This window comes from Ezakiella peruensis (assembly GCF_900215725.1).
Classification (GTDB): domain Bacteria; phylum Bacillota; class Clostridia; order Tissierellales; family Peptoniphilaceae; genus Ezakiella; species Ezakiella peruensis.
On sequence record NZ_LT962471.1, the window covers coordinates 120,068 to 141,685 of the forward strand.

Annotated in this window: 8 protein-coding genes; 1 reads left to right on the plus strand and 7 read right to left on the minus strand. The window is 37.5% G+C overall.

Translation table 11 applies throughout. The annotated features are described in order from the left end of the window. Positions 1–266: 266 nt before the first annotated feature. Positions 267–1,169 (minus strand): stalk domain-containing protein, encoded by a 903-nt coding sequence (locus tag CUU59_RS07410; RefSeq protein WP_099951327.1) that lies wholly within the window; start codon positions 1,167–1,169, stop codon positions 267–269. 322 nt (positions 1,170–1,491) lie between these two features. Between CUU59_RS07410 and CUU59_RS07415 the strand changes: the two genes are divergently transcribed. After that, positions 1,492–2,163 carry a 5'-methylthioadenosine/S-adenosylhomocysteine nucleosidase family protein gene (locus CUU59_RS07415; protein WP_169922892.1) on the plus strand — a complete coding sequence of 224 codons (672 nt, stop codon included), beginning with the start codon at positions 1,492–1,494 and terminating at the stop codon, positions 2,161–2,163. 203 nt (positions 2,164–2,366) lie between these two features. Here the strand turns inward: CUU59_RS07415 and CUU59_RS07420 are convergent, their stop codons facing one another. The 6 genes from CUU59_RS07420 to CUU59_RS07445 all read right to left on the minus strand — a co-directional run bounded on the left by CUU59_RS07420 (position 2,367) and on the right by CUU59_RS07445 (position 21,617). After that, a complete protein-coding gene (locus tag CUU59_RS07420; RefSeq protein ID WP_099951329.1) occupies positions 2,367–3,686 on the minus strand; it encodes a bifunctional folylpolyglutamate synthase/dihydrofolate synthase in 1,320 nt (439 codons plus the stop codon). Positions 3,687–3,785: 99 nt separating this feature from the next. Next, the gene (locus CUU59_RS07425; protein WP_099951330.1) at positions 3,786–12,224 is read right to left on the minus strand and encodes an InlB B-repeat-containing protein; all 8,439 of its coding nucleotides are present in this window, start codon (positions 12,222–12,224) and stop codon (positions 3,786–3,788) included. Between the two features lie 183 nt (positions 12,225–12,407). Next, positions 12,408–14,921: an S-layer homology domain-containing protein gene (locus CUU59_RS07430; protein ID WP_099951331.1), complete on the minus strand. Its 2,514-nt coding sequence runs from the start codon at positions 14,919–14,921 to the stop codon at positions 12,408–12,410. A 23-nt stretch (positions 14,922–14,944) separates the two neighbouring features. Next, positions 14,945–19,723, minus strand: a complete 4,779-nt coding sequence (locus tag CUU59_RS07435) for an SHIRT domain-containing protein (protein WP_099951332.1) — start codon at positions 19,721–19,723, stop codon at positions 14,945–14,947. Positions 19,724–19,984: 261 nt separating this feature from the next. Further along, positions 19,985–20,413 (minus strand): Fe-S cluster assembly sulfur transfer protein SufU, encoded by a 429-nt coding sequence (sufU, locus tag CUU59_RS07440; protein WP_099951333.1) that lies wholly within the window; start codon positions 20,411–20,413, stop codon positions 19,985–19,987. Then, positions 20,400–21,617, minus strand: coding sequence for an aminotransferase class V-fold PLP-dependent enzyme (locus CUU59_RS07445; protein ID WP_099951334.1), 1,218 nt, complete (start codon positions 21,615–21,617; stop codon positions 20,400–20,402). Before CUU59_RS07445 ends, sufU begins: the two co-directional genes overlap by 14 nt. Position 21,618: the final 1 nt, after the last annotated feature.

Sequence of the window (21,618 nt, forward strand, 5' to 3'; positions counted from 1 at the left end):
ACCATTGATACCCAAAGAGCAAGCAAATTACCCAAAAGGCATTTACGGTTAATTTCGCAATTGAGATTTCTCATACGAATATTTATCAGCATGTTGTAGGGTCCACTTGCAGCCCTGCCCAAGAGACAAGTCCGCAAGGACGCCGTCGATTGGTATGCATGACTCACGCAATTTGTTGACCAAGAAAACAAAATTGTATGTAGACTGTCTGTAAGAATCTAAAAAGCAAAAAAGCAAGGGCCATCAAGCTCTTGCTTTTAATTTTTCTAATATTTAATTCCCAGATAGTCCAAGATTTTTACTAAATCTTCCCTTCCAATAAAACTAGTCTTGTCTTCGATATTAAAATCCGTCATTTCAATGACCATATCGTCGATTCTCATTTCCTTATTTTCATTGTAGATGATGACTTTCTTGTCGGCCTTTGTGATCTCGGTCGTATTGGTATCTCTGATCCAATTAACCTCTGCACCCAGACCTTCAAGAGCTTTTCTCATGTAATAAAGATCAGCTGTTTTTTCATAGGCCTTTAGGATATCCTCTTTATCCGTCTCTTTACTATCATCAGCTTCGTCTGTAATTCCTTTTGCCTGTAGAATTTCAATTTTTTCTGGGGCTGCAATCGGTGGAAGGCTCCTGGTTGCGATTGTGTAGAGAACTAAAAGCTCGTTTGGCAAAAAGTCCTTCACTTCTTCGCCTGCAAAGTTTTTTGCCTTGCCGTCTTCGCCCAAATTTAAATCCAATCTATTGCCTATGCCGTGGCCGTCTTTGTCAAAATAATCCACGTCTATAGAAAATTTTGACTCGTCCACATTTACTCCGATGACGTCCGGAGTCATCTGTGCTGGTAGTGAAAGCATCATTGGCGTATCAGCCCTATAGAAATATTGGATTTTTTCTCCTTTTTTGAATTTGTAGCCTTCAACAAATTCGCCCGTCTTTAGGTCGACTACTTTTGTCTTTACATATAAAAACATTTCCTTTTCGCCCATGTCGCCCTTGTCCATATCGTTTTCGACTAAGATTCCCTCATAGTCGCCCTCTGGAACTTCTGTTACTGTGGCAAATCTCACTTCATATTTCATTGGCTTCTCCTCATTTTCCTTGGCAAATGACAAGCTGGTAAAAAGCATGACACAAGCCAAAGCTATAGATAAAATTCTTTTCATATTACATCTCCTTTTTGAATAACAAATATAAGCCTATCGCTTTATATCAGTACAATTATTTTAACACAAAGGGATTTTATTTTCAAATTTTACGATTGGTTTAAAGAATTTGATGTTTTGCGACCGAGTTTTATCATACGGATATTCTTTTAGCCATGTACCGTCCACTTTATTGTGGACACCTCGTCCACGGAGACTCGATGTCCCGTGGGCGAGAAAAACATTTTCTCCTGCGTATGCTTTTCAGAACGCTTTTGCCTGGCAAAATTCTCTTGCATATGATAAAATTAATACACACGATAAATATACACGAGGTGATTACATGAACATAGGAATCCTAGTTGCAGTAGAATTTGATGCTTTTTACAATATATATGGAGAACCCCTTGAGTCATACAAGCACGGGGGATTTGAGGTTTTAAAATACCATATCCACGGCAAGGACGTTTACGTTTGCCCTTCAAAGGCTGGACAAATTCGTGCGGCCATGGCTATGACCCTCCTTCTCGACTTTTACAAGTGCGAGACCATCATCAACTACGGTGTGGTGGGCGCCTTGAGCAACCAAGAGGTCGAAGATCTAGCAGTGGTCGATAGCGTTTGCCACTACGAATGGGACACAACTGACGCTGATGGTGGACCCAAGGGCAAGTACGAAGCCTTTGACGAAATATTTTTCAAGTCCACGCCAAGGCTTGTGGACCTGGCCCAAAAAATCGACCCGCATTTAAAAAAGGTCAAGCTGGCTTCAGGCGACAAGTTTGTGGCAGGCCTTGAGGCAAAGACAGCCCTCCACGAAGAATGGGGTTGTGACATCGTAGACATGGAAGGGGCTGCCATAGCCATCGCTTCAAAACTCTACGGAGCCAACTTCGTCATGATAAAGGCGGTTTCAGATGCCCTGACCGAAGGCGGCGCAGCCTTTTACGACAACTTTGAACGCGCATCCAAGGTCGCAGTTAAAATCATCGACGACCTGATAAGAGAAATTTAATTTATAAATGCACCTTACAATTTAAGTCCTGGCCACCTGGTCGGGGCTTTTTGTCTTCAAAAAAATATTAAAAGACCGGCTGATAAATAAAAATCAACCGGTCTTTTCTTTTGCAAAAATTCCCAAACAAAAAGAAAAATTCGATCCACATAAAGTGGACCCTACAAGCTTTGTCTTATTTTTCTTTTTTGATTAAATATAAATTAATGTTTGCCCTTCATTTTAAAAATTTCCCTGACCATGGGGAGGGACCCGCAGCACAAAACTATATCCTTTTCACTAGCCTTGTCCACAGCGCACTTGTAGGCCTCTTCAAGGTCTGGAATCACCTGAACATCTTTCCTGTATTTCAAGACCCTAGCCTCTAAGTCATCAATGTCACATGAGTGATTTGGATCGTAAGTTTTTGTCAGCACAAGGTCATCTGCCAGGCCACAGACTTTTTCCAAAACATAATCGTCGACCTCATCACAAGTATAAAGGACCACAAGCCTGTCATAGATAAAGAGTTTCAAGGCCTCAGCCAAGGCGTCAACCGCCACTGGATTATGGGCATCGTCAACCAGGACGCGTGGATGCTTAAAGGCAAGTTGCAAACGCCCGTCGGACTTAGCCGTGTAAATGCTCGGCCTGATGATCTCTGTATAGACTTTAAAGTCACCCTTTAAACGATGCAAGACGATCATGGCGAGGGCAGCATTGTACATCTGGTGGATGCCAATAAGGCTAGTTATCATTCCAGTGTAGCCCATAAAATGAAAATCCGTTTCGTGCTCGTTAATGGCGTCGACAACGACCTCTTCCTTTTTAAAAGTGTAATAGTCCGCATGATTTTCTTGGGCAATTTCCCTTAAAATTTCGTCAACCTCATCCTCTAGGGGGTAGGCAAAAACTGGGCAGTCTTTTTTTATAAGCTTTCCAATATTTTTTGCGACCTCTTCAAGAGTCTCGCCCAGACCCGCTGCCTTGTCCACATAAATTTTTGTAAGCACAGTGGCAAAAGGCGAACTCACGATATTGAAAAGTTCAGCCGATTTATGGGCTGCAAATTCAACCACAGCAAAGTCCACATTTTCCTGGCAAAAATACATAAACATTATAGCCATCAAAATGTCCTGGCAAGAGACCCTTAAGCCCTCCTCGTTCAAAGCAGCAATCACTGGACGCAAGCTATCAATATAAAACATGAAGCGTTTTTTGGAAATGCTCTCATAGTTAATGGAAATACTATTGTTGATTTCGCCCAAATAAGGATCTATAAAAAGCCCACAGGAACCCGTCTTCCGTAAATTATTAGTCAGGAAATTACAAACCGACGACTTGCCATTAATTCCGCCAACAGCAATTACCTTTAACTTGTCCTGAGGCTTGTCAAAAAATTCCATCAGCCTCCTCAGGCCCTGACCATTAGAAAGCCCCACCCGCGAACCTATAAAATCCACGTATTCACCAAAGTCTGCCTCATCGTAATCCTCATCCTTAAATTCCAGATTCCTTATTTCATCAATAGAAAAATCTTTCATCCCATCACCCCTTTCGTATAATACACTAATTTAATTTTATCAAAAAGAGGAAAATACTTCAAGAAAAAAGCCCAGGATTTGTCCTGGGTCTTAAATTTCTTACTCGTGAATTATATCGGTATTATAATTCGCTTCAACATATTTTATTAGTCTATCCATTACTACAGCAAAATATTCGCGAGTAACTTCTTTGTCATAAGCATTTTCTCCATACTGGTTAACTTCAATAAAATCTGCTTCAACTAAATCAATAACTTCATACTTACACCAATCAAGTAAATATGAATAATCATTCTCATCCACATCTTTTACCTTTGGTAGTTCAACACCAAATTTATTAAGCATTCTATGAAGCATTACAGCAAATTCTTGTAAAGTTATCTTTTGATTTGGTTTGAAAGTTCCGTCTTCATAACCCTTAATAATGCTCTTAGCTGCAGCCCATCTAACAGATTCATAATACCAATCACCAAATTTGATATCCAAGAAATTTATACTCTTATCAATCGACTTGTCAATCGATAATCTCATAAATACTTCTGTGATCATAGCTCTTGTAATTGTTGTTTCTGGCTCAAATTTATTATCACCAGTACCCTTCAAGATACCTCTGGCCACTATATCTCTGATTGCATCGCCTACCTCGGTTATAGGAATATCAATCAAATCTACAGTATAAATTGGCTTTTCAATCAATAGAGGACTGTCTGGTTTTTCTTGACCTTTAGTTTCATCTTCAGTATTTTCTTTGTTTTCATCTAACTCAGTTCTATCGCTATTTTCTGGTTTATATTCTGGGCTAGGTTCATAATAATGACCATCGTAAATTGGCCAATCATCAGGTCTAGGCCTTGGGCTTACTTCAATTTTTTCCCACTTTGCATATAAAGTAATATTAGAAATTATACGTGTATTAAAATCAAATTTTTCAGTCAAATCTTGATCCAAATACCATCCTGCGAAGTCATAACCTTCTCTTACTATTTCAAGAGCCGAGACCCTTTGACCTTCTATAACCTCTATAAATTCATCTTCTGACCCATTGCGTTTTACGAATCTAACTTCAAAAGTTCTTGGCTCTACAACGATTTCTTCCCACTTTGCGTAAAGAGTTGTGTTTGATTCGATAGGAGTTTCGAAATTAAATTCTGTAGTTAGTTCTTTATCTGTGAACCATCCTACAAAGTCATATCCTTCCTTTTCTGGGTTTTCAGGTTTCGCGATTTTTTCGCCGTCTCTAACTTCAACAACTTCGTTATCTGTTTCGTTGTTCTTTACAAAAGTTACTTCGAATTTTGCTGGATCTACTACGACTTCTTGCCACTTTGCGTAGAGAGTTGTGTTTGCTTCGATAGGAGTGTCGAAATTAAATTCTGTAGTCAATTCTTCGTCTACAAACCATCCTACAAAGTCATATCCTTCCTTTTCTGGTTTTTCAGGTTTTTTAACTTTTTCTCCTTCTTTAACTTCTACAACTTCGTTATCTGTTTCATTATTCTTTACGAAAGTTACATTAAAGGTTTTCGATTCCTTATCAACTATTACATTGAATTTTACTGGTGTATAGCTACTTTCAGAATTATAATAAGTTGTCTTAATTGGATTTTCAACAACCTTCATGCCTTCAGGAATATTAATTGCCTTTACTTCAGATTCATAACCGGCAGCTGCAGGAACCTTATCTATTGGAAATTCACCATATTTTTCACCTTTTTGTCTAATGACTATATATTCTAAGTCAACTCTTTCTCCATCTTGGTCCACAGCGCTTACATCAATCTTAGTTGGTTTCCTAAAAAATACTGCATCTGTAGATTTAAAAGTGATTGGTGAGCTATAAACATTAAATTTACCATAACTTTGATATTCAGGTAATAGTCTATCTTCATCTAAACTCCTAGCCTTTATCTCGTACCTGCCTTTTTTAAGATTAAACTCAGCATTATAGTAATTAGTATACTTACCCTTAGTTACAGTTCCAATGTGTTCATTTCCATCTTTATCAACTACATAAACTTCAGCATTTTTATAGTTGAAATTCCTGCTTAAATCTTGTATAGGAATAATTACTTTGACCCTAGACTGATCGAGTTCATGCCACTTAGCATAGAGGGTTTTATCATCCTTAATTGGGCTTTCAAAGTCGAATTCTTCACTAAAGTTTGCATCTGTAAACCAGCCCAAGAATTTGTAGCCTTTCTTTTGAACTTCAGGTACCATTACCTTTAATCCATCAGGAACTTTTTTAATTTCATCGGCTGAACCATTGTCTTTAACAAATTTAACCTGGTGGATTCTTGCACTTGCATCTACTGTGATTTTAAATTTAACCGGTTCAAAAGCTCCTTGTATAAAGGTTGGACCATTAAAAGAAGTCTTAAGTGGATTTAGTTCAACCTTTATACCCTCAGGAATATTTATTACATAAACCTCATAGTTATTATCGCGAACTGCAGGAACCTTGTCTATATTATATTCGCCATGCATATCCCCAGATTTTCTAACTACCTTATATTCTAGCTCAACCTTATCTCCATTTTGGTCTTCTGCACTAACATCCACGCTAAAGGCCTTCCACAAATAAATTTTATCTTTCAATCCTACCTTTGTGGTGTCGGATTTAACTGTAAAGTTGCCATAGCTTTCATATTCAGGCATTACAATGCCATCCAAGCTTCTTGCCTTTAATTCATAATCGCCATTTGGCAATTCAAATTCCACCTTAAAGTTACGACGATTTTGGATGATTTTTCCTATGTGTTTAACACCCTTTGAGTCAACAGCATATATTTCCACATTGTTATTTAGCATCCCTGTTTTATCAAAACCATCGGCGCTAACTTTAATTAATCCATCATCATATTTTTCCCATTTTGCATAAATGGTTGTATCGGCTTTAATTGGGTTTTCAAAATCAAATTTTTCAGTTAATCCCTCATCTTTAAACCAACCCACGAAGTCAAAGCCGTCTTTTTTAACTTGAAGTGGCACAACTTTATCGCCTTCTATAACCTCAACAACTTCATCTGCTGAGTCATTGTTTTTTACGAAGGTTACCTTGTATTTTGTTGGCTCTGGTTCTGGTTGAGTTTCTTCCCACTTTGCAAATAGTTCTAGCTTTGATGTAACTTCTTTGTCGAAATCATAGGCTTGTGAAAAATCTTGATCCATATACCAGCCTTTGAATTCATAGCCATCTCTCGTTGGTTTTGCAGGCTCTTTTGCTTTTTCACCTTCATTTACTTCTGCTATTTCAACTTTATCATCATAGCCATAATTAAATTTTACTTGATATCGCTTCATATTTGGGTCGACTATTACTTTGAATTTTACTGGATTAAATGATCCATCAAAGTAGTTACCGTAGAAGGCAGTTATTAATGGATTTTTTTGAACCTTTATGCCCTTTGGTAGATTTATTGCTTCAACCTCGCATTCTTTACCCCTAACTGCAGGAACACTATCAATAGAGTAAACTCCCGTTTTACTTTTATCTTTTTTTGTTACTTTATATTCAAGGTCAATTTTATTTCCGTTTTGGTCTACTGCGCTTGCATCAATCTTAAAGGCCTTGTATAAATTTGTCTTTAAAGCATAAATAGATTTTCCAATCTTATCATCAATAGTAAATTTACCATAATTGGTAAATTCAGGTTGGATTCTGTCATCCAAGCTCTTGACTTTAAACTCATATTCTCCGTACGGCAATTCATACTCAACTCTAAAACTTGATCCATCTGGAACAATCTTGCCCTTATATTTTTTGCCGTCAGTAGAAATAGCTGTAAACTCTACGTTGTTATCAAGAAGTTTTGAGTTGTCATATATATCAGAATAAAACTGTTTAATCTTTTGACTAGTCTTTCTTACTTGGATTACAATTTCTTTTGTTTGACTATCTATACTTACATCTTCAGTCTCATTAATAACTTCAAATTTAACCGGCAAGTCTTTGATAGATAACTTATAATTGCCAGCCTTAACTTTGTTTACTCCATCATGCATGGTCACGTCGTCCAAAGTAAATTCTACCGGAGATACAAGTTCGCCCTCGCAGACAAATTTAAATTCAACATCCACCATGCTATCGCTTGTCTTCTTAACGATTTTAATTGTTTGATCAAAGTTTTTAGACGATACTATAAAGCTCTTAGGTTCAGTGGTGTATCCATCTTTTAAATTTGAAATTTCAATCTCATAAGATCCATAAGGAAGATTTATATTTTTAGAATCAGGATCTGCACTTTCATACCTGTGGCTTATCTTGCTTCCTATTTTTGGACTTAAAATATAAGAATAAGAATAATCTCCGCTTGAAGATTCATCTTCTATCTTAATTTTCCCATGGCCCACTGGATCTTGACCGTTGTACTCGTTATATTTAAATTCTACAGTCTTTGCAATATCTTCTAGATTTACAAAAGTGTAATCCTCACCTGTATCAATAGCTAATCCGTAATAGCTTTCGTTGGATGGAGTTTTAACCATATACCTGCCCTTGGCCAGTTCAATAGTTCCATTTGACGCTACAATATATTCATTGCCTCCATCCATGCCCAAGTATGACTTGTAATCATAAATCATATAATTAACAGGCTCATTTGCAGGTAGGTTATCTATTACTGTGAGGGAAATCTTGGACCCATCATCTTTAACATAATCCATATAAACATCCGCATATGGCTTATCTTCTGTTAGAGTAACCGTTGGATATGCATCCTTTACATAATATCCTGCTGGTGGATTTACCGGAATTATTTCATAACTTCCTGTCGTAAGCTTATCCAAGCTTGTAAACTCTCCAGAACCAGGCTTAGATGCAACATATTCAATCTTGTCATGACCAAGCTTGCCTAGGCCACTTTCAATTACATTTATCTTGTTGTCGCTCTTGATAACTTTACCAATTATAATTTGCTTATCTTGGTATTGGTCGTTGATAATAAATGGTATTGTTGTATCTTCAAGCTCAAGTCTATAGTTTCCTTTTGTAGGGTCTTTCAAACGGAGTTTAAAATCATAGGAACCATAAGGAAGTTCTATAGTGTGCATATTTTTCATAGTGCGGTGACTCTTAAATGGATATACCTTGTCAGCTATCTCTAAGTCAACAGCAACTATATCAAAGTCATCATAAGATAAATCAGAAATATCACTTACATTTATAGAAAGAGTTCTTCTCTTGGTCCAACCAAATGAAATATCTATATTTACTTCTTTTTCTTCAGCTGTAATTTCAAAATCTTGAATAGTTGGAGAAAGCAACTTATATTGGTCGCTGTATTTGGTAACTTCTAATTTATACTTGCCTATGGGAAGAGTTGTAGATGGATGAGTAACTTCATATTCTTTACCGCTTGCATCATATATCTTATACTCTGCATCGACTGAGTCAGGTGCATACTTAACAAAATTAACATTTACTGTGCCGTATTGGTCAGCATTTACAATTTGATCAACAGTTTTGATTCCCTTGTTATAGCCTCCATCAATAGCTTGGATATTAATCTTGTCTAGGTCCACATTGGCTGGAAGTTTTACAGAATAAATTCCTCCCTCAGCTTCTTCTATACCAACAAAATCTCCACCATCGACCTGGTAATTAACCTCCCTAATAAAAGATTGGTCTTTAACTTTAAATGTGAGGGTGTTGGTAGATTCATCTAATTTTGCATCTATAAATTCAGGCACCTTTGTATCAACAGTAAAGTTAAATCTTGTATAGGTGTCCTCATACAAGCCCGTAGAGCCTTTTAAAGGAGATGCTATGACCTCTAGTTCATATTTGCCATCCTTTAAAGAGTCCAGAATAATTTCTCCAATATTAGTATATCCAGCTTCAATATCACGGTCGCCTTCAGGCATATAAGAGAAATTCTTAGCTTGTGTTCTTATATAATCTCCACCAATTATTTGTTTTTTCTCATCTAAAATCTTGATATAAATTGGAGCAGTCCTAGTCATAACCAAGTGAAGGCTAGGAGTGTCGTTTAAACCATCACCATTTGGTGAAAAAATCAAAGGTTCAAACTCTGGCTTAGGTTCTTGTGGAGTATTTTTCTTCTCGTTTATTTCATCAAAATTTTTTAATCCAGCAATCTTATAGATTGGCTTGCCATCTTTGTCAAAACCTTTTTCAGTCAATAAAAGAGTAGCAAAATTAAACCATTCTTTTTGAGTGAAATTATAATTCCACCACATTGGCTGTTCTGTATCAAAATCAAATTCATATATTGGCTTTTCAATTGATGGAATAGCACCATAATCGCCCTTGAACGAAACAAAAGCAAAGTTTGCGCTCATTCCGTTTTGATCTTTGAAATTTATAAATCCATCTACAAATGCCCCATTTTTAAAAGGTTCGATTTTTTCTAAATTTCTAATCGGAAACTCAAGAGTAATACTCTTTTCTTCACCTGGGCCAACTTGGAATTGGCTATCAGAAAGAATATCTGAGAATAAATCCTCTGGCCTAAAAGTAAGCTTCTTACCTTCCCTTGCTTCAATAGTTGCAGCCACACTTGGAGTAATGGTCTTTGCCTCTTTGGAATAGTTTTTTACAACTAAATCAATTTTGATTTTATCATCTACATTTCCTACAAATTGTGAAGGGATGCCCGAATCTTTGGAGACAACCGTAAAATCAAGTTCCGTTGCCTTTTTAAGATTCATAACACCAGCACCTTGCCTACGAGGGGATGTCAGTTTTCCAGTCTTTGGATCTTGGTGAGGAACAGCTGAGTTCATCAATAGAATTTTTGTAAACTTAGCTTTTTCTGTAATGTCTCTAAACTTGGGGTTACTTTCCATATACTGGCGCACAACTGCAACTCCACCTGAAACATGTGGTGTGGCCATAGAAGTACCACTCATGTCACCATAAGAATTTCTCACAGTTCCAGGCACATTTGTTTGTGCAGAGAATATATGTCCACCAGGAGCGGTAATATCTGGCTTCATCAAACCACCTGCTGATAAACCCCAGTTTGTAAAGGCGCTCATCTCACCGTATTCTGGATTATTAAATTTTTCTAATCTTGTACTAATTGTAAATTTTTTAGTGTTTGCTTTTTTAAGCATATCCCCAGTTTCAGTACTTACAGATATAGCAGGAATCTTATTATTCTTTACATCCATCGTAAATAAACCAGAAATATTGTTAGCAACAATAACGCCAACAGCTCCTTCTTTTTGAGCATTTAAAACTTTTTCATTAAAAGTAATTCCACCACGATAAATTAGAGCTACTTTTCCATCGACGCTTACACCTTCAAAATCTTCTGGATTACCTTTGCCACAAAAAACATATTCATAGTCGCCTGCTTGGAAATATACATCCCCTGAAGTAAGATATTCATATTTGTTGCCTTCATTAAAAAGTCCATAGGCGTGCATGACTTTATTTTCAAGAGATGCAACAGTAATAGCATTTGTAGCAATACCAGGGTTGCTAATCGTTCCAAAGTCTGGATTATCAATACTCATAAAACCTTGATATTCGCCTTCGTTACCAGCAGCTATAACAAAGTTTGTAGACTTAAGGTAGTTGGTGTCAATCAAATTTTCTAACAACTTATCAACAGAACCCGGAACGCCCTTGCTTGTGCCTAAGCTGTAGTTTACAGCTGCAGATCCCAAAATAACTGCGTCAATAGCAGCAGATATATAACTTTTTGCTGACGTTTGACCTTTGTACATACAATTTAAAAACAGAAGCTGAACATTGGGTGCCACTCCGTGCCAATCCTGTCCATCAACTACTGAGTGATTTCCCCCCATAGTTCCAGCAACGTGCTGACCATGAGCCGCCTTTTCATTTTCAGGATTTAATTCAGCCTTATTAGTAAAATAGTTAAAACCAAAAGGAATCTTGTTAACCCAAGGATCGTCTGCCTTAATGGCATTGGAATTTGCGTCTAGTTTTATTTTGCCATCGCTGCCATCCAATCTCGTTTGTATATCTTGGTATGAAAGTTTACCTTCCACACCATCACTTAAGTAAAAAACTTCATGCGAAGGATCCATATTACCATCAATAACAGCAAGGACTTGACCCCTCCCATCATACTTTGATTGGACAGAACTATCATTACCTATCAAATCATTGGACTCTATCATCATAGGTTTCATAATGTTTGAAGACCTATACATCCTATTTTCTACATTATTAGAGATATAAATAGGTTCGTCTTTATAAACACCAATGACGTGGTCCATGAGCTTTATTTTGTCAATAGCTTCAGCTGTGGCGCTGACAAATAAAGATGGGACCAAAAGATTTATCCTATCATAAACCTTGCAACCTTTGATATTATTAATCCCAGCTTCAAATTCATCTAAGGCCTTATCAGCTATAGACATAGCCAGCTGAAATTCCTCATTAAATAAAGCTTCTTCATATCCATTTGAAATTGAATTAACATCAATATGGATAATGAAATTTTCTTTCTTCTCATTTGCTAATATTTCATTATAACCAGAAAAAACACTAATAAACATTAGTGTAGCCACAATAAACGATATAACTCTTTTTCTCATAACCGCCTCCTTAATTTATCTCATAATTAATTGTAACACTTAAACAAAAGCCCTTCCAATAAAATATATCTATAACATATTTGTTTGTATTAATTTAATCTATAATTTACAAAAAAGATACAAAAAATCTAGGCAAAAATTCCCAAAGAAAAAAGAGGCCGGAGCCTCTTTCTTAAAAACTATTTACCTGTATAGGTCTCTTTGAAATCTAACTTGGTAGATATTTGTTCTGTACTCGTCGTTGTTCAAGATTTCCCTGTAGGTCTTGATGTCTTCGATAGCGGTTGTTGGTCCGTCATCAAATGTTGCATGGTTGACCCAGAGGTCATATCTGCTGTCCTTGTTATCGTAATTTACAAAATAAGTGTTGGCAGCTATTAGGATTTCGTAGTAGGACCACATATCTTTGTTTATATCTTTGAAAGTCTTTAGACTGTCAATATATTCGTCGATATATCTTTGGTCGACAGGTCTGGCAAATGCCTTGTTGGCAATGGCCACTACTTCTTCACGAGTGATTACCTTGTCTACATCAAAAGCCTTTGTGCCCTCTTGGTAAATCTTTAACCAGCCTTCCTTGGCTGCAGCATTTACTTCTGCCCTTGCCCAGTGGTCGTCTCTTATGGTCATGATGTTTTCCATTGAGTCGCTTAACTTTTGGAAGCGTTTCAAGGTTGAAATCAATTCGCCTTGAGTTATTTCCCTGGTTGGTTCAAAGTTGCCCTCGTCTGTTCCCTTGAAGATGCCTGCGTTTGTTACTCTGGCAACAGCCTTTGCATACCAAGCGCTTTCATCTACGTCAGGGTAATTTACATGTGAGTCATCAAAGTATGTCTTGTCATAATCCAGAGCCCTTGCAAAAATTTCTGCAATCTCTGCCCTGGTGATTCCCTTGTAAGGCATAAAGTCGCCTTCATTGCCCTTTACATACCATCTGTATAGATCAAAGGTTCTTTCTTTTGCTTCAGGTTTTTTGTTAAGGTAATCTGGACTTGGGTCATACCAGTAACCAGGATCGTATGGCTCAGGCTTTGGTTCTGGTTTTGGTTCAGGTTCGTCTTCCTTGAAAACATAAGATAGCTTTACTGGGTCCTTGACTTCGCTTTCATCAATTCCTAAATTTTGTTTTAACTGAAAGGTTATTTTACCTGCACTAACACTTCCTGCTGATGCAAATATATGACCTTGGATGGATCCAGTTATATTAATATCATCTTTTCCTTGACCCTCTGCAAGGGCCTTGGCTTTTTTATCAGAAATCCTAATGATATCCTTGTTTTCAAGTTCATCTTCAGATCCCATAACCCTTAGAGTCATATTAGAAATAATTGTTTCAGCAATGGTTTTACCTTTATCTGGAGTAATTTTGCTTTCAGAAATTCTTTCTCCACTAAAAGGTGTTTGATGAGGCTTTTCAACTGTATTATCCCATTCTCTTAAGACAACCCTAACTGTGATATTCCTGTAGTTTTTCTTGTTACCTTCTGCATCTGTATAGTCTGTCTTAACATTGAATTGTGTTTTTGGATCATCTCCCTTTACATTACCTTTGAAATCATCAATTTTGTTTAAAACAACTTTGTTTCCTTCTTCATCATAACCAAAGGCGTAGAGAGGTCTCCAAGAATAGCTCTTAAATTCTAAACCTAAATTATCAGGAATTACTAGGCCATCATCATCGCCAAAATTCATATTTAAGTCAACATAGGTATATCCAGCTTTTTCTCCATCTTCAGTTGAAAAATCACTATTTTTATATCTGTCATTGTAGTCCCTACTTAAAATTGGTCTTAGTTGGTTACTACCTGTTTGATTCCTATAGGCAAGCATGGCAACGACCCAATCCATTTCAAACTCAGCCTTTAGAGTAACTTCATTTATTGTCTTATCGTCATCAGTCTCTTTGTAATAATCAACAATTTTATCACCTGATTCATGGTTTTCAGTATTTTTTAAAACATCGTCAGGCTTTACATTTTCATTAATCGTTACTTTATTATTATTTACTCTTCCTTTTAAATTTTCTAAAACACTACCTACAGCAATCAAAGAAAAGGGATCTTGTGGAAATGGTTTTCCATAAGGATTATTTATCTCATAGTAAACAGCATAGAGTTTTGCATCTTCTGGAATGCCGTTTGGAAAAACATCTGAAATTTTATCTTCTGGTGAGAAGATTCTGGCTCCTTCTGGTAAAACACCATTTGCGGTAGGTTCTTTATCTGACCAAACCAAAAACTGCTTAGCTAAACCCCTTAATAAACCAGAATTATATAAAGGCGTGCCAATTTTATCCGTAAGCTCATAATATTTTGGTGTATCTGTCTTTTCACTTGAATCCTTAACCCATTGACCAACAAGGGTTACATTTGGTTCTGGATCACCAACAGCTTCTGGTTCTTTTTCTTCGCTTATTTCAATTTCTTCTTCTTTTTTCTCTTCTACTTCTTCAGCAGGATTTTCTTCTTCACTTTCTCCTGTTACTTCATCTGTTTTATCTTCAACAGTTACTTCGACAGAAACTTTTTCGTCTTCTTCTTTTTCTTCTTGCACTTCTTGCTTTTCTTCTTGGTCTTGTGCCTGTTCTGCCACTTCTTCCGTACCTTCTGCGTTTTCTACGTTTTCTGCTAGGGCGTGGAAGGGGACCAGGCTGACCAGCATTAGCAAGGCCAGCAAGATACTTAATGTTCTTTTCATAAGTCCTCCATCTCTTTAATTTTTTACTTGTTGTAATGGTATTTTGGTGGGGTGAAGACGAATCTTTCTTCGTTGACTTCCAACCACCTTTCGTCCATACCGTTTGCCAATCTTTCAAAGATGTGACCATTGGCAGCCTCGTGGATTTCGTAGTAAGCCCAGTGGCTAGTTGGCAGGTCAATAAAATCTTTCAAAAGATATTTGTTTCTATCAATAAAATCCTTGTCTGGGTGTCTATTTACCAACTTGTTGGCAATCTTGACCGCCTCTGACCTGGAAATATTATTGTCCGGTTTAAAAGTTCCATCCAAGTAACCGTTGATCCATCCCTTAGCAGAAGATGAAACAATATACTTGTAAGCCCAGTAAGTCTCGGTCACGTCACTGTAAGGATTTGTACCAGTTTGCAAAGCTTCAAAACTTTCAACAATCTTTACAAATTCCGCCCTGGAAATCTTGTTATCAGGTTTAAAAGTACCATCTTCGTAACCATTGATGATGCCCCACTCTGCCAGGTAAGCGATTTCCTTGTAGCACCAGTAATTTTCATCCACGTCGGAAAAATCTTCGTGGTAGTTGTAATTGTCGCCTGGATATTCCTTGAAGAGCCTTGCAAACATAGCAGCTGCTTCGCCCCTGGTCATCTCGCCTTCAGGTTTGAAAGTCCAGTCAGGGTAACCAAACATATAAATCTTGTGGTCATCCTTGTTGAGCTCAGGCCTTTCTATAGGTTCTTCTTCAATAGGTTCTTCAGGTTCTTCCTTTGGATCTTCTCTCAAATATGGAGGACTAGGTTCATACCAATAACCAGGATCTGGTTCAGGCTTTGGCTCTGGTTGTGGTTCTGGTTGTGGCTCGTCTTCTTTTWATGTTGAAGTTGTGCTATCAACTTTAGAATCCTTGCCGTGAGTTACTGTCGCAGTGTTTGTAACTTTTTTTGCAGTTACATCAGCTTCTGTAACTGTATAAGTGTATTCAAAAGTTTTTTCTGCCCCTACTTCTAAGTCAAAAGTCGTGTCGTCACCTAATTTATCACTTCCAACTAGTGAGTCTGTGATGGTTAAGTTTTCTAACTTCTTTTCGCCAGTATTTTTTACAACAACTTTATATTTTAATTGTTCGCCAGCTTTTTCGTAAGTTTGCTTATCAACAGTCTTTGTAACTGAGAAGTCAGATTCTGGTTTTGGATCAGGTTTAGCTGCAAAAGTCCATGTACCTATGAATTTTACATCAGCTTTATCTATTGTTTTTGAATCTGCATCCCATGAAGTGAATGTCCATGTGCCGTTATTTGTTGTATCTTCATATGATGTTTGTGTTGGTTGCTTTGCGTTTACTGTAGCACCATCTTCATATTCGGCATCATCTGTTGGTTTGTATCCTTCAATTGCTGCTGGAAGTGCTTTTCCTTCTGTTCCGCTCTTAAATTCATAGGTTACTTTGTATTTTGTTTGTGGTTTTGCAGCAAAAGTCCAAGTACCTATGAATTTTACATCAGCTTTATTTATTGTTTTTGAATTTTCATCCCATGAAGTGAATGTCCATGTGCCGTTATTTGTTGTATCTTCATATGATGTTTGTGTTGGTTGCTTTGCGTTTACTGTAGCACCATCTTCATATTCGGCATCATCTGTTGGTTTGTATCCTTCAATTGCTGCTGGTAAATCTTTTCCTTCTGTTCCACTCTTAAATTCATATGTTGCTTTATATTTTGTAGTCGGTTCTGGTTCTTTTTCTGCAAATGTCCATGTGCCTACAAATTTTACATCGGCACCATCTATTGTCTTTGAATCTGCATCCCATGAAGTAAATGTCCATGTGCCATTATTTGTTGTATCTTCATATGATGTTTGTGTTGGTTGCTTTGCAGTTACTGTTGCGCCATCAGCATATTCAGTATCATCAGTTGGTTTGTATCCCTCAATTGCTGCTGGTAAATTTTTGCCTTCTGTTCCGCTCTTAAATTCATATATTACTTTATACTTATTTGTAAAAGTATTTGTAAAACTATATCCATCATCACTCTTAGTTGAGGTGTAATGATCTACTGGAGTTTCTTCTAAAGTGTATTTTACTTCTTGTTTGTTTTTATATTTTGGAAGTTTTTCAAATTTCCAAGAATTGCCTGTTTTAGAATTATTTGTAGCTTTTCCGTCTTCATATAAAGTTACAGTAACTTCAGTTGGTTGTTTTTCTTTTGGATTTACGCCGTGTTCCCAAGTCTTACTGCCTTCTATAGTTATAAACTCAGTTGAGTTTTTAACTGTAAAACCATTTATGTCATCGCCAGTTACAACGCCTACTTCATATCCAGTATATTGTTTTGGCTCTTCTTTGACTTGATATCCTCTAAAAATTTTCGGTACTCTAATGTTTCTAAATTCACCCTTCCAATTGTTTTTGGCATTAAGTTCTATTGGGCTTGCTAATAAAGCACCACCTGATAATAGCTTAACTGTAACTTTATCTGGACGGTTACCATATTTATCATTATTATCGTCCCAAACTTTTTCAACCAAAATAACTTTTTCCCAACCAGCATAAAGTTCATATTCATTTGGATCAATTATAGATGTGATTTCACCAGTGCCTTCAACAAGTTTTTGTTCTTTAACTAGAGTTTTACCAGATTTATTTTCGTCAGCTGCATCATCATTTACTTTTGCTTCTTTATACCAACCTGTAAAAGCATAACCTTTGCGCATTGGCTCAGGAGCCAATATAGCTGATTTTGGTCCTGTTGCATAAATGTCATAAATATCTTCTTTCTTGTCTTCAGATGGTAATTTTGTTAATATACCTTTCTCATCATCTCGACCTTGATTAACATCTTCAAATTTAGCAGGAGTACCAGCCTCTCCATTTGCATCTAAGGTTAGTTTTACCCTTTGACCAAGGACAACTTTCTTTGACTGTGGATTTAAAACAAAATCCCATTTTCCAGTGCTTTCTTGATCGCCAAATTCTGCTCTTGCTTGAGTTGTATCTTTTGAAATATAATGGAGTTTATTTGCATCATTATATGTTGCAGTATAACCATCTTTACCAGCTGCAACAACAAAGCCAACTTTTCTACTAGCCTTTTCACTGCCTCCTACAATTTCACTTACAGAAACATCAATTTCTTTTGTTAAGGCTCCTGTTAAAAGTATTTTGGATTGTCCGTCTAAAACTCTTACGTCTTTGCCTGTTGTAATATTTGCTTTTGGAGTTATGGTTACATCTTTTTGTGCGTAAATGTTAACTCCAGCATATTCATTATTTTTTCCGTGGCTTGGAGTATATTCCCAAGTTGAAAGTCCAACAAATCCACCGTTAATTGTTGCTTCATCGACTGTTAAGACTCCGTTATTATAAATTTCTCCACCAAGCTTACCACCTTGTCCGCCTGTTAATGATGAGCCACCACTTATTGTTAAAGTACCTTCGTTATATACTCCACCACCAAGTGCTGCTCTGTTACTTGAAACGGTGTCGCCTGTCATAGTAACTGTAGCTCCAGGACCTACAAAAACTGCACCACCAGCTTGACCACCCCAAATTAGAGTTCCGCCATCAGAAATTTTATTTCCGCTCATAGTTACTGTTGATGGTGTGCTTTTACCTTTATGTGTACCAATGGCAATAGCGCCACCATTATCAGAAGCAGATGCTCCTGTTATTGTATTGCCTTTAATAGTAACGGTTGCATTTGCACCTTCTTCTACACTGATAGCTCCACCAAAGGAAGCTATTTCCGTACCATTTCCTTTACCAGCTCCTGTCATGGTGTTATTATCAATTATATGTTCTCCACCACCGACGATGTCGATAAAGCCCCCTGCGTGGTATAGTTTTGATCCAGTGCATGTAAATTTTGAACCTTCTACTTTACTTTTACCGTTTTCAAAACACAAGGCTCCACCGCTATAACCATATCCATCTCCTAGGCCAGATATTGTAAATGTAGAATCGGTAACTGTTACATTACTTTTCCATGATCTTAAAAAACCACCAGTATTAAAGCCTTTTGCGATTTCAGCTGTAACACCAGAAATTGTAGCAGTTACCTTGTCTCTTGTGTGGATGCATGCACCTTGGGTTCCGGCATTGCCACCTTCAACGTGACCTTTATTATTTTTAAAAGCTGTTCCTGTTACATTTAAAGTACCATTTTCTTGATAAATACCTGCGCCGTGTCCGTAGGCTTTTACCTCATTATCTACAAAAGATCCACCAGTGATTTTAATATCAGCTTTAGTGCTTCCTGAATAAATAGCACCACCGTTTAAATCTCCATCACCTTGTGGAAGTTTTGTGTTTGTGCCAGGTTTATTGTTTGTAAAAACAGTTTTAGTTGCAGTTAATGAGCCGCCTCTTAAAAAGATTCCTCCACCTGGATTTATTGTGGAATCGCTTCCTGGGCAACCGTTACTTATGCTAGCATTGTTTAATTCAATAGTAGAATTTTCAGAATAAATAATTCTATTTTTCTCGCTTCCACTTAAGGTTAAATTTTCAAATTTAACACTTGAATCTTTAATGACAAACATAGTGTTCTTTACTTGATCAGTTATTAAAGCATCCCTTGCATTTATAAAGAGATTGTTTGCACTGAATGTTATGTTTTTACCACTAATAACAAGGGTTTCTGTTAGTTCTATATTTTTCGTAACAGTAATAACATCCCCGTTTTCTGCATTTTCTATTGCTGCTTTCAGATCGTCAAATGTTCCTACGCTTACTGGCGCTGCCTTTACTGGCACGGCGACCATTGGTAAGATCATTGCGAGTGTGAGCAAGATGCTTATTATTTTTCTCATAGTCTCCTCCAAATTTGAATATTTATAGATTACCTATATAGTTTCATTATATATATATATATATTATGTCAATGATTTTCTTTATATGTCTAATAAATATTTTTTATAATTATTTCTTTTAGGTGATTTTTCCCAAACAAAAAAGAGGCCGGGGCCTCTTCTTAAAATTTTTATTTTTCGCAAATGTTTTTGCGGATTTTATTTGTCTTTAGATTTTTTCTTGAAAAGTATTTTTTCACAATTTTTTTCTATCTACAAAAATTATTTGTCAGCCAAGATATTTTGCATGGTGTGCCATGAAAGGGTCGCACACTTTACTCTGGCTGGCATGTTTTTAATATTCTCGAGGACTCTGGCGTCCTTTAGGCTTTTCATTTGATCGGCCGTGAGCTTTTCGCCCCTGATCATATCCAAATAGCTTTGGATGATGACCTTGGCCTCATCAATCGTCTGTCCTTTGATTGTATCGATCATAAAGGACGTGGAGGCCTTTGATATGGCACAGCCTTCCCCATGATAAGACGCGTCTGCAATTTTGTCGCCGTCAAATTTGACCACGATTGTAATTTCGTCCCCGCATGATGGGTTGTGGCCCAGCTCTTCCACATCAGGATTTTCAATTTCCCTTTGGTTTTTCTTGGATGTGGAGGCCTCCAAGATTAAATCTGTGTATATTCTATCTAGATCCAATTTTTAAAACCTCCTTTACATATTGTATGGCCTCGACTAGTTTGTCGATTTCGTCTTCTGTGTTGTAAATATAAAATGATGCGCGGGCGGAAAATGGCCTGCCCAAATATCTATGCAAGGGTTGGGCGCAGTGGTGGCCGCTTCTTACCATGACTCCCCTGGTATCTAAAATCGTCGCTATGTCGTGTGGGTGGGCGTCTGCAATATTAAAAGACATAACTGCAAGCCTGTCCTTGGAGTCGGCCGTGTACATTTGCACGCCGTCGATGGCAGATAATTTATTGTAAGCGATTTCAGCCAAGTGGTCCTCATAGGTGTGGACCTGGTCCATGCCGATGGCATTTAAATAATCTATGGCCGCTGCCAATCCCACAGCTGCGCCTACATTTTGCGTGCCTGCTTCAAAGCGGGCTGGCGCATCCAGATAAGTCGCGTGGGTCTCGTAGACGTATTCAATCATGTCGCCCCCGTAAAGGAGGGGACTAAGTTCATTTAGCTTTTCTTCCTTGCCATACAAAACGCCGATGCCCATGGGGGCTAGCATCTTGTGGCCGGAGAAGGCCAAAAAGTCGCAGTCCATATCGACCACGTCAGTTTTCTTGTGGGGAACGGATTGGGACCCGTCCACGATGATTGTCGCGTCAGATTTATTGCGAATTTCCTTGATCAATTTTTTGGCATCTGTAATATAGCCTGTGACATTTGACGCCTCTTGAAATGATACGACCTTGGTCTTGGCGTTTACCTTTGATAAAAATTCGTCTATGTCCAACTCTCTTTTGTCATTTAAATATCCGATGACCAGCTTTGCCCCAGTCGCCTTTGCCACTTCTTGCCAGTTGACAAAGTTGGCGTGGTGTTCGGCGATTGTAATCAAGATTTCGTCGCCCTCTTGTAATTTCCTCATAAAATAATTGGAGAGTATATTTAAGGATTCAGTCGCGTTTTTGGTAAAGACGATTTCCCTTTCGGATTTTGCATTTATAAATTTTGCTACGGTGGCCCTGGCGTTTTCATAAGCTTCCGTCGCCGCTTGGCCAAATTTGTGGGCCGACCTGTGGGGGTTTGCGTTTGCAGACTTGTAGTAATCCATGACTGCATCCAAAACTGCCTGCGGCTTTTGAGTTGTCGCAGCCGAGTCCAAATAGTGGGCGCCCTCGGTCAGGATTGGAAAATCTTTTTTGATTTGTCTTGCGTCTAGCATT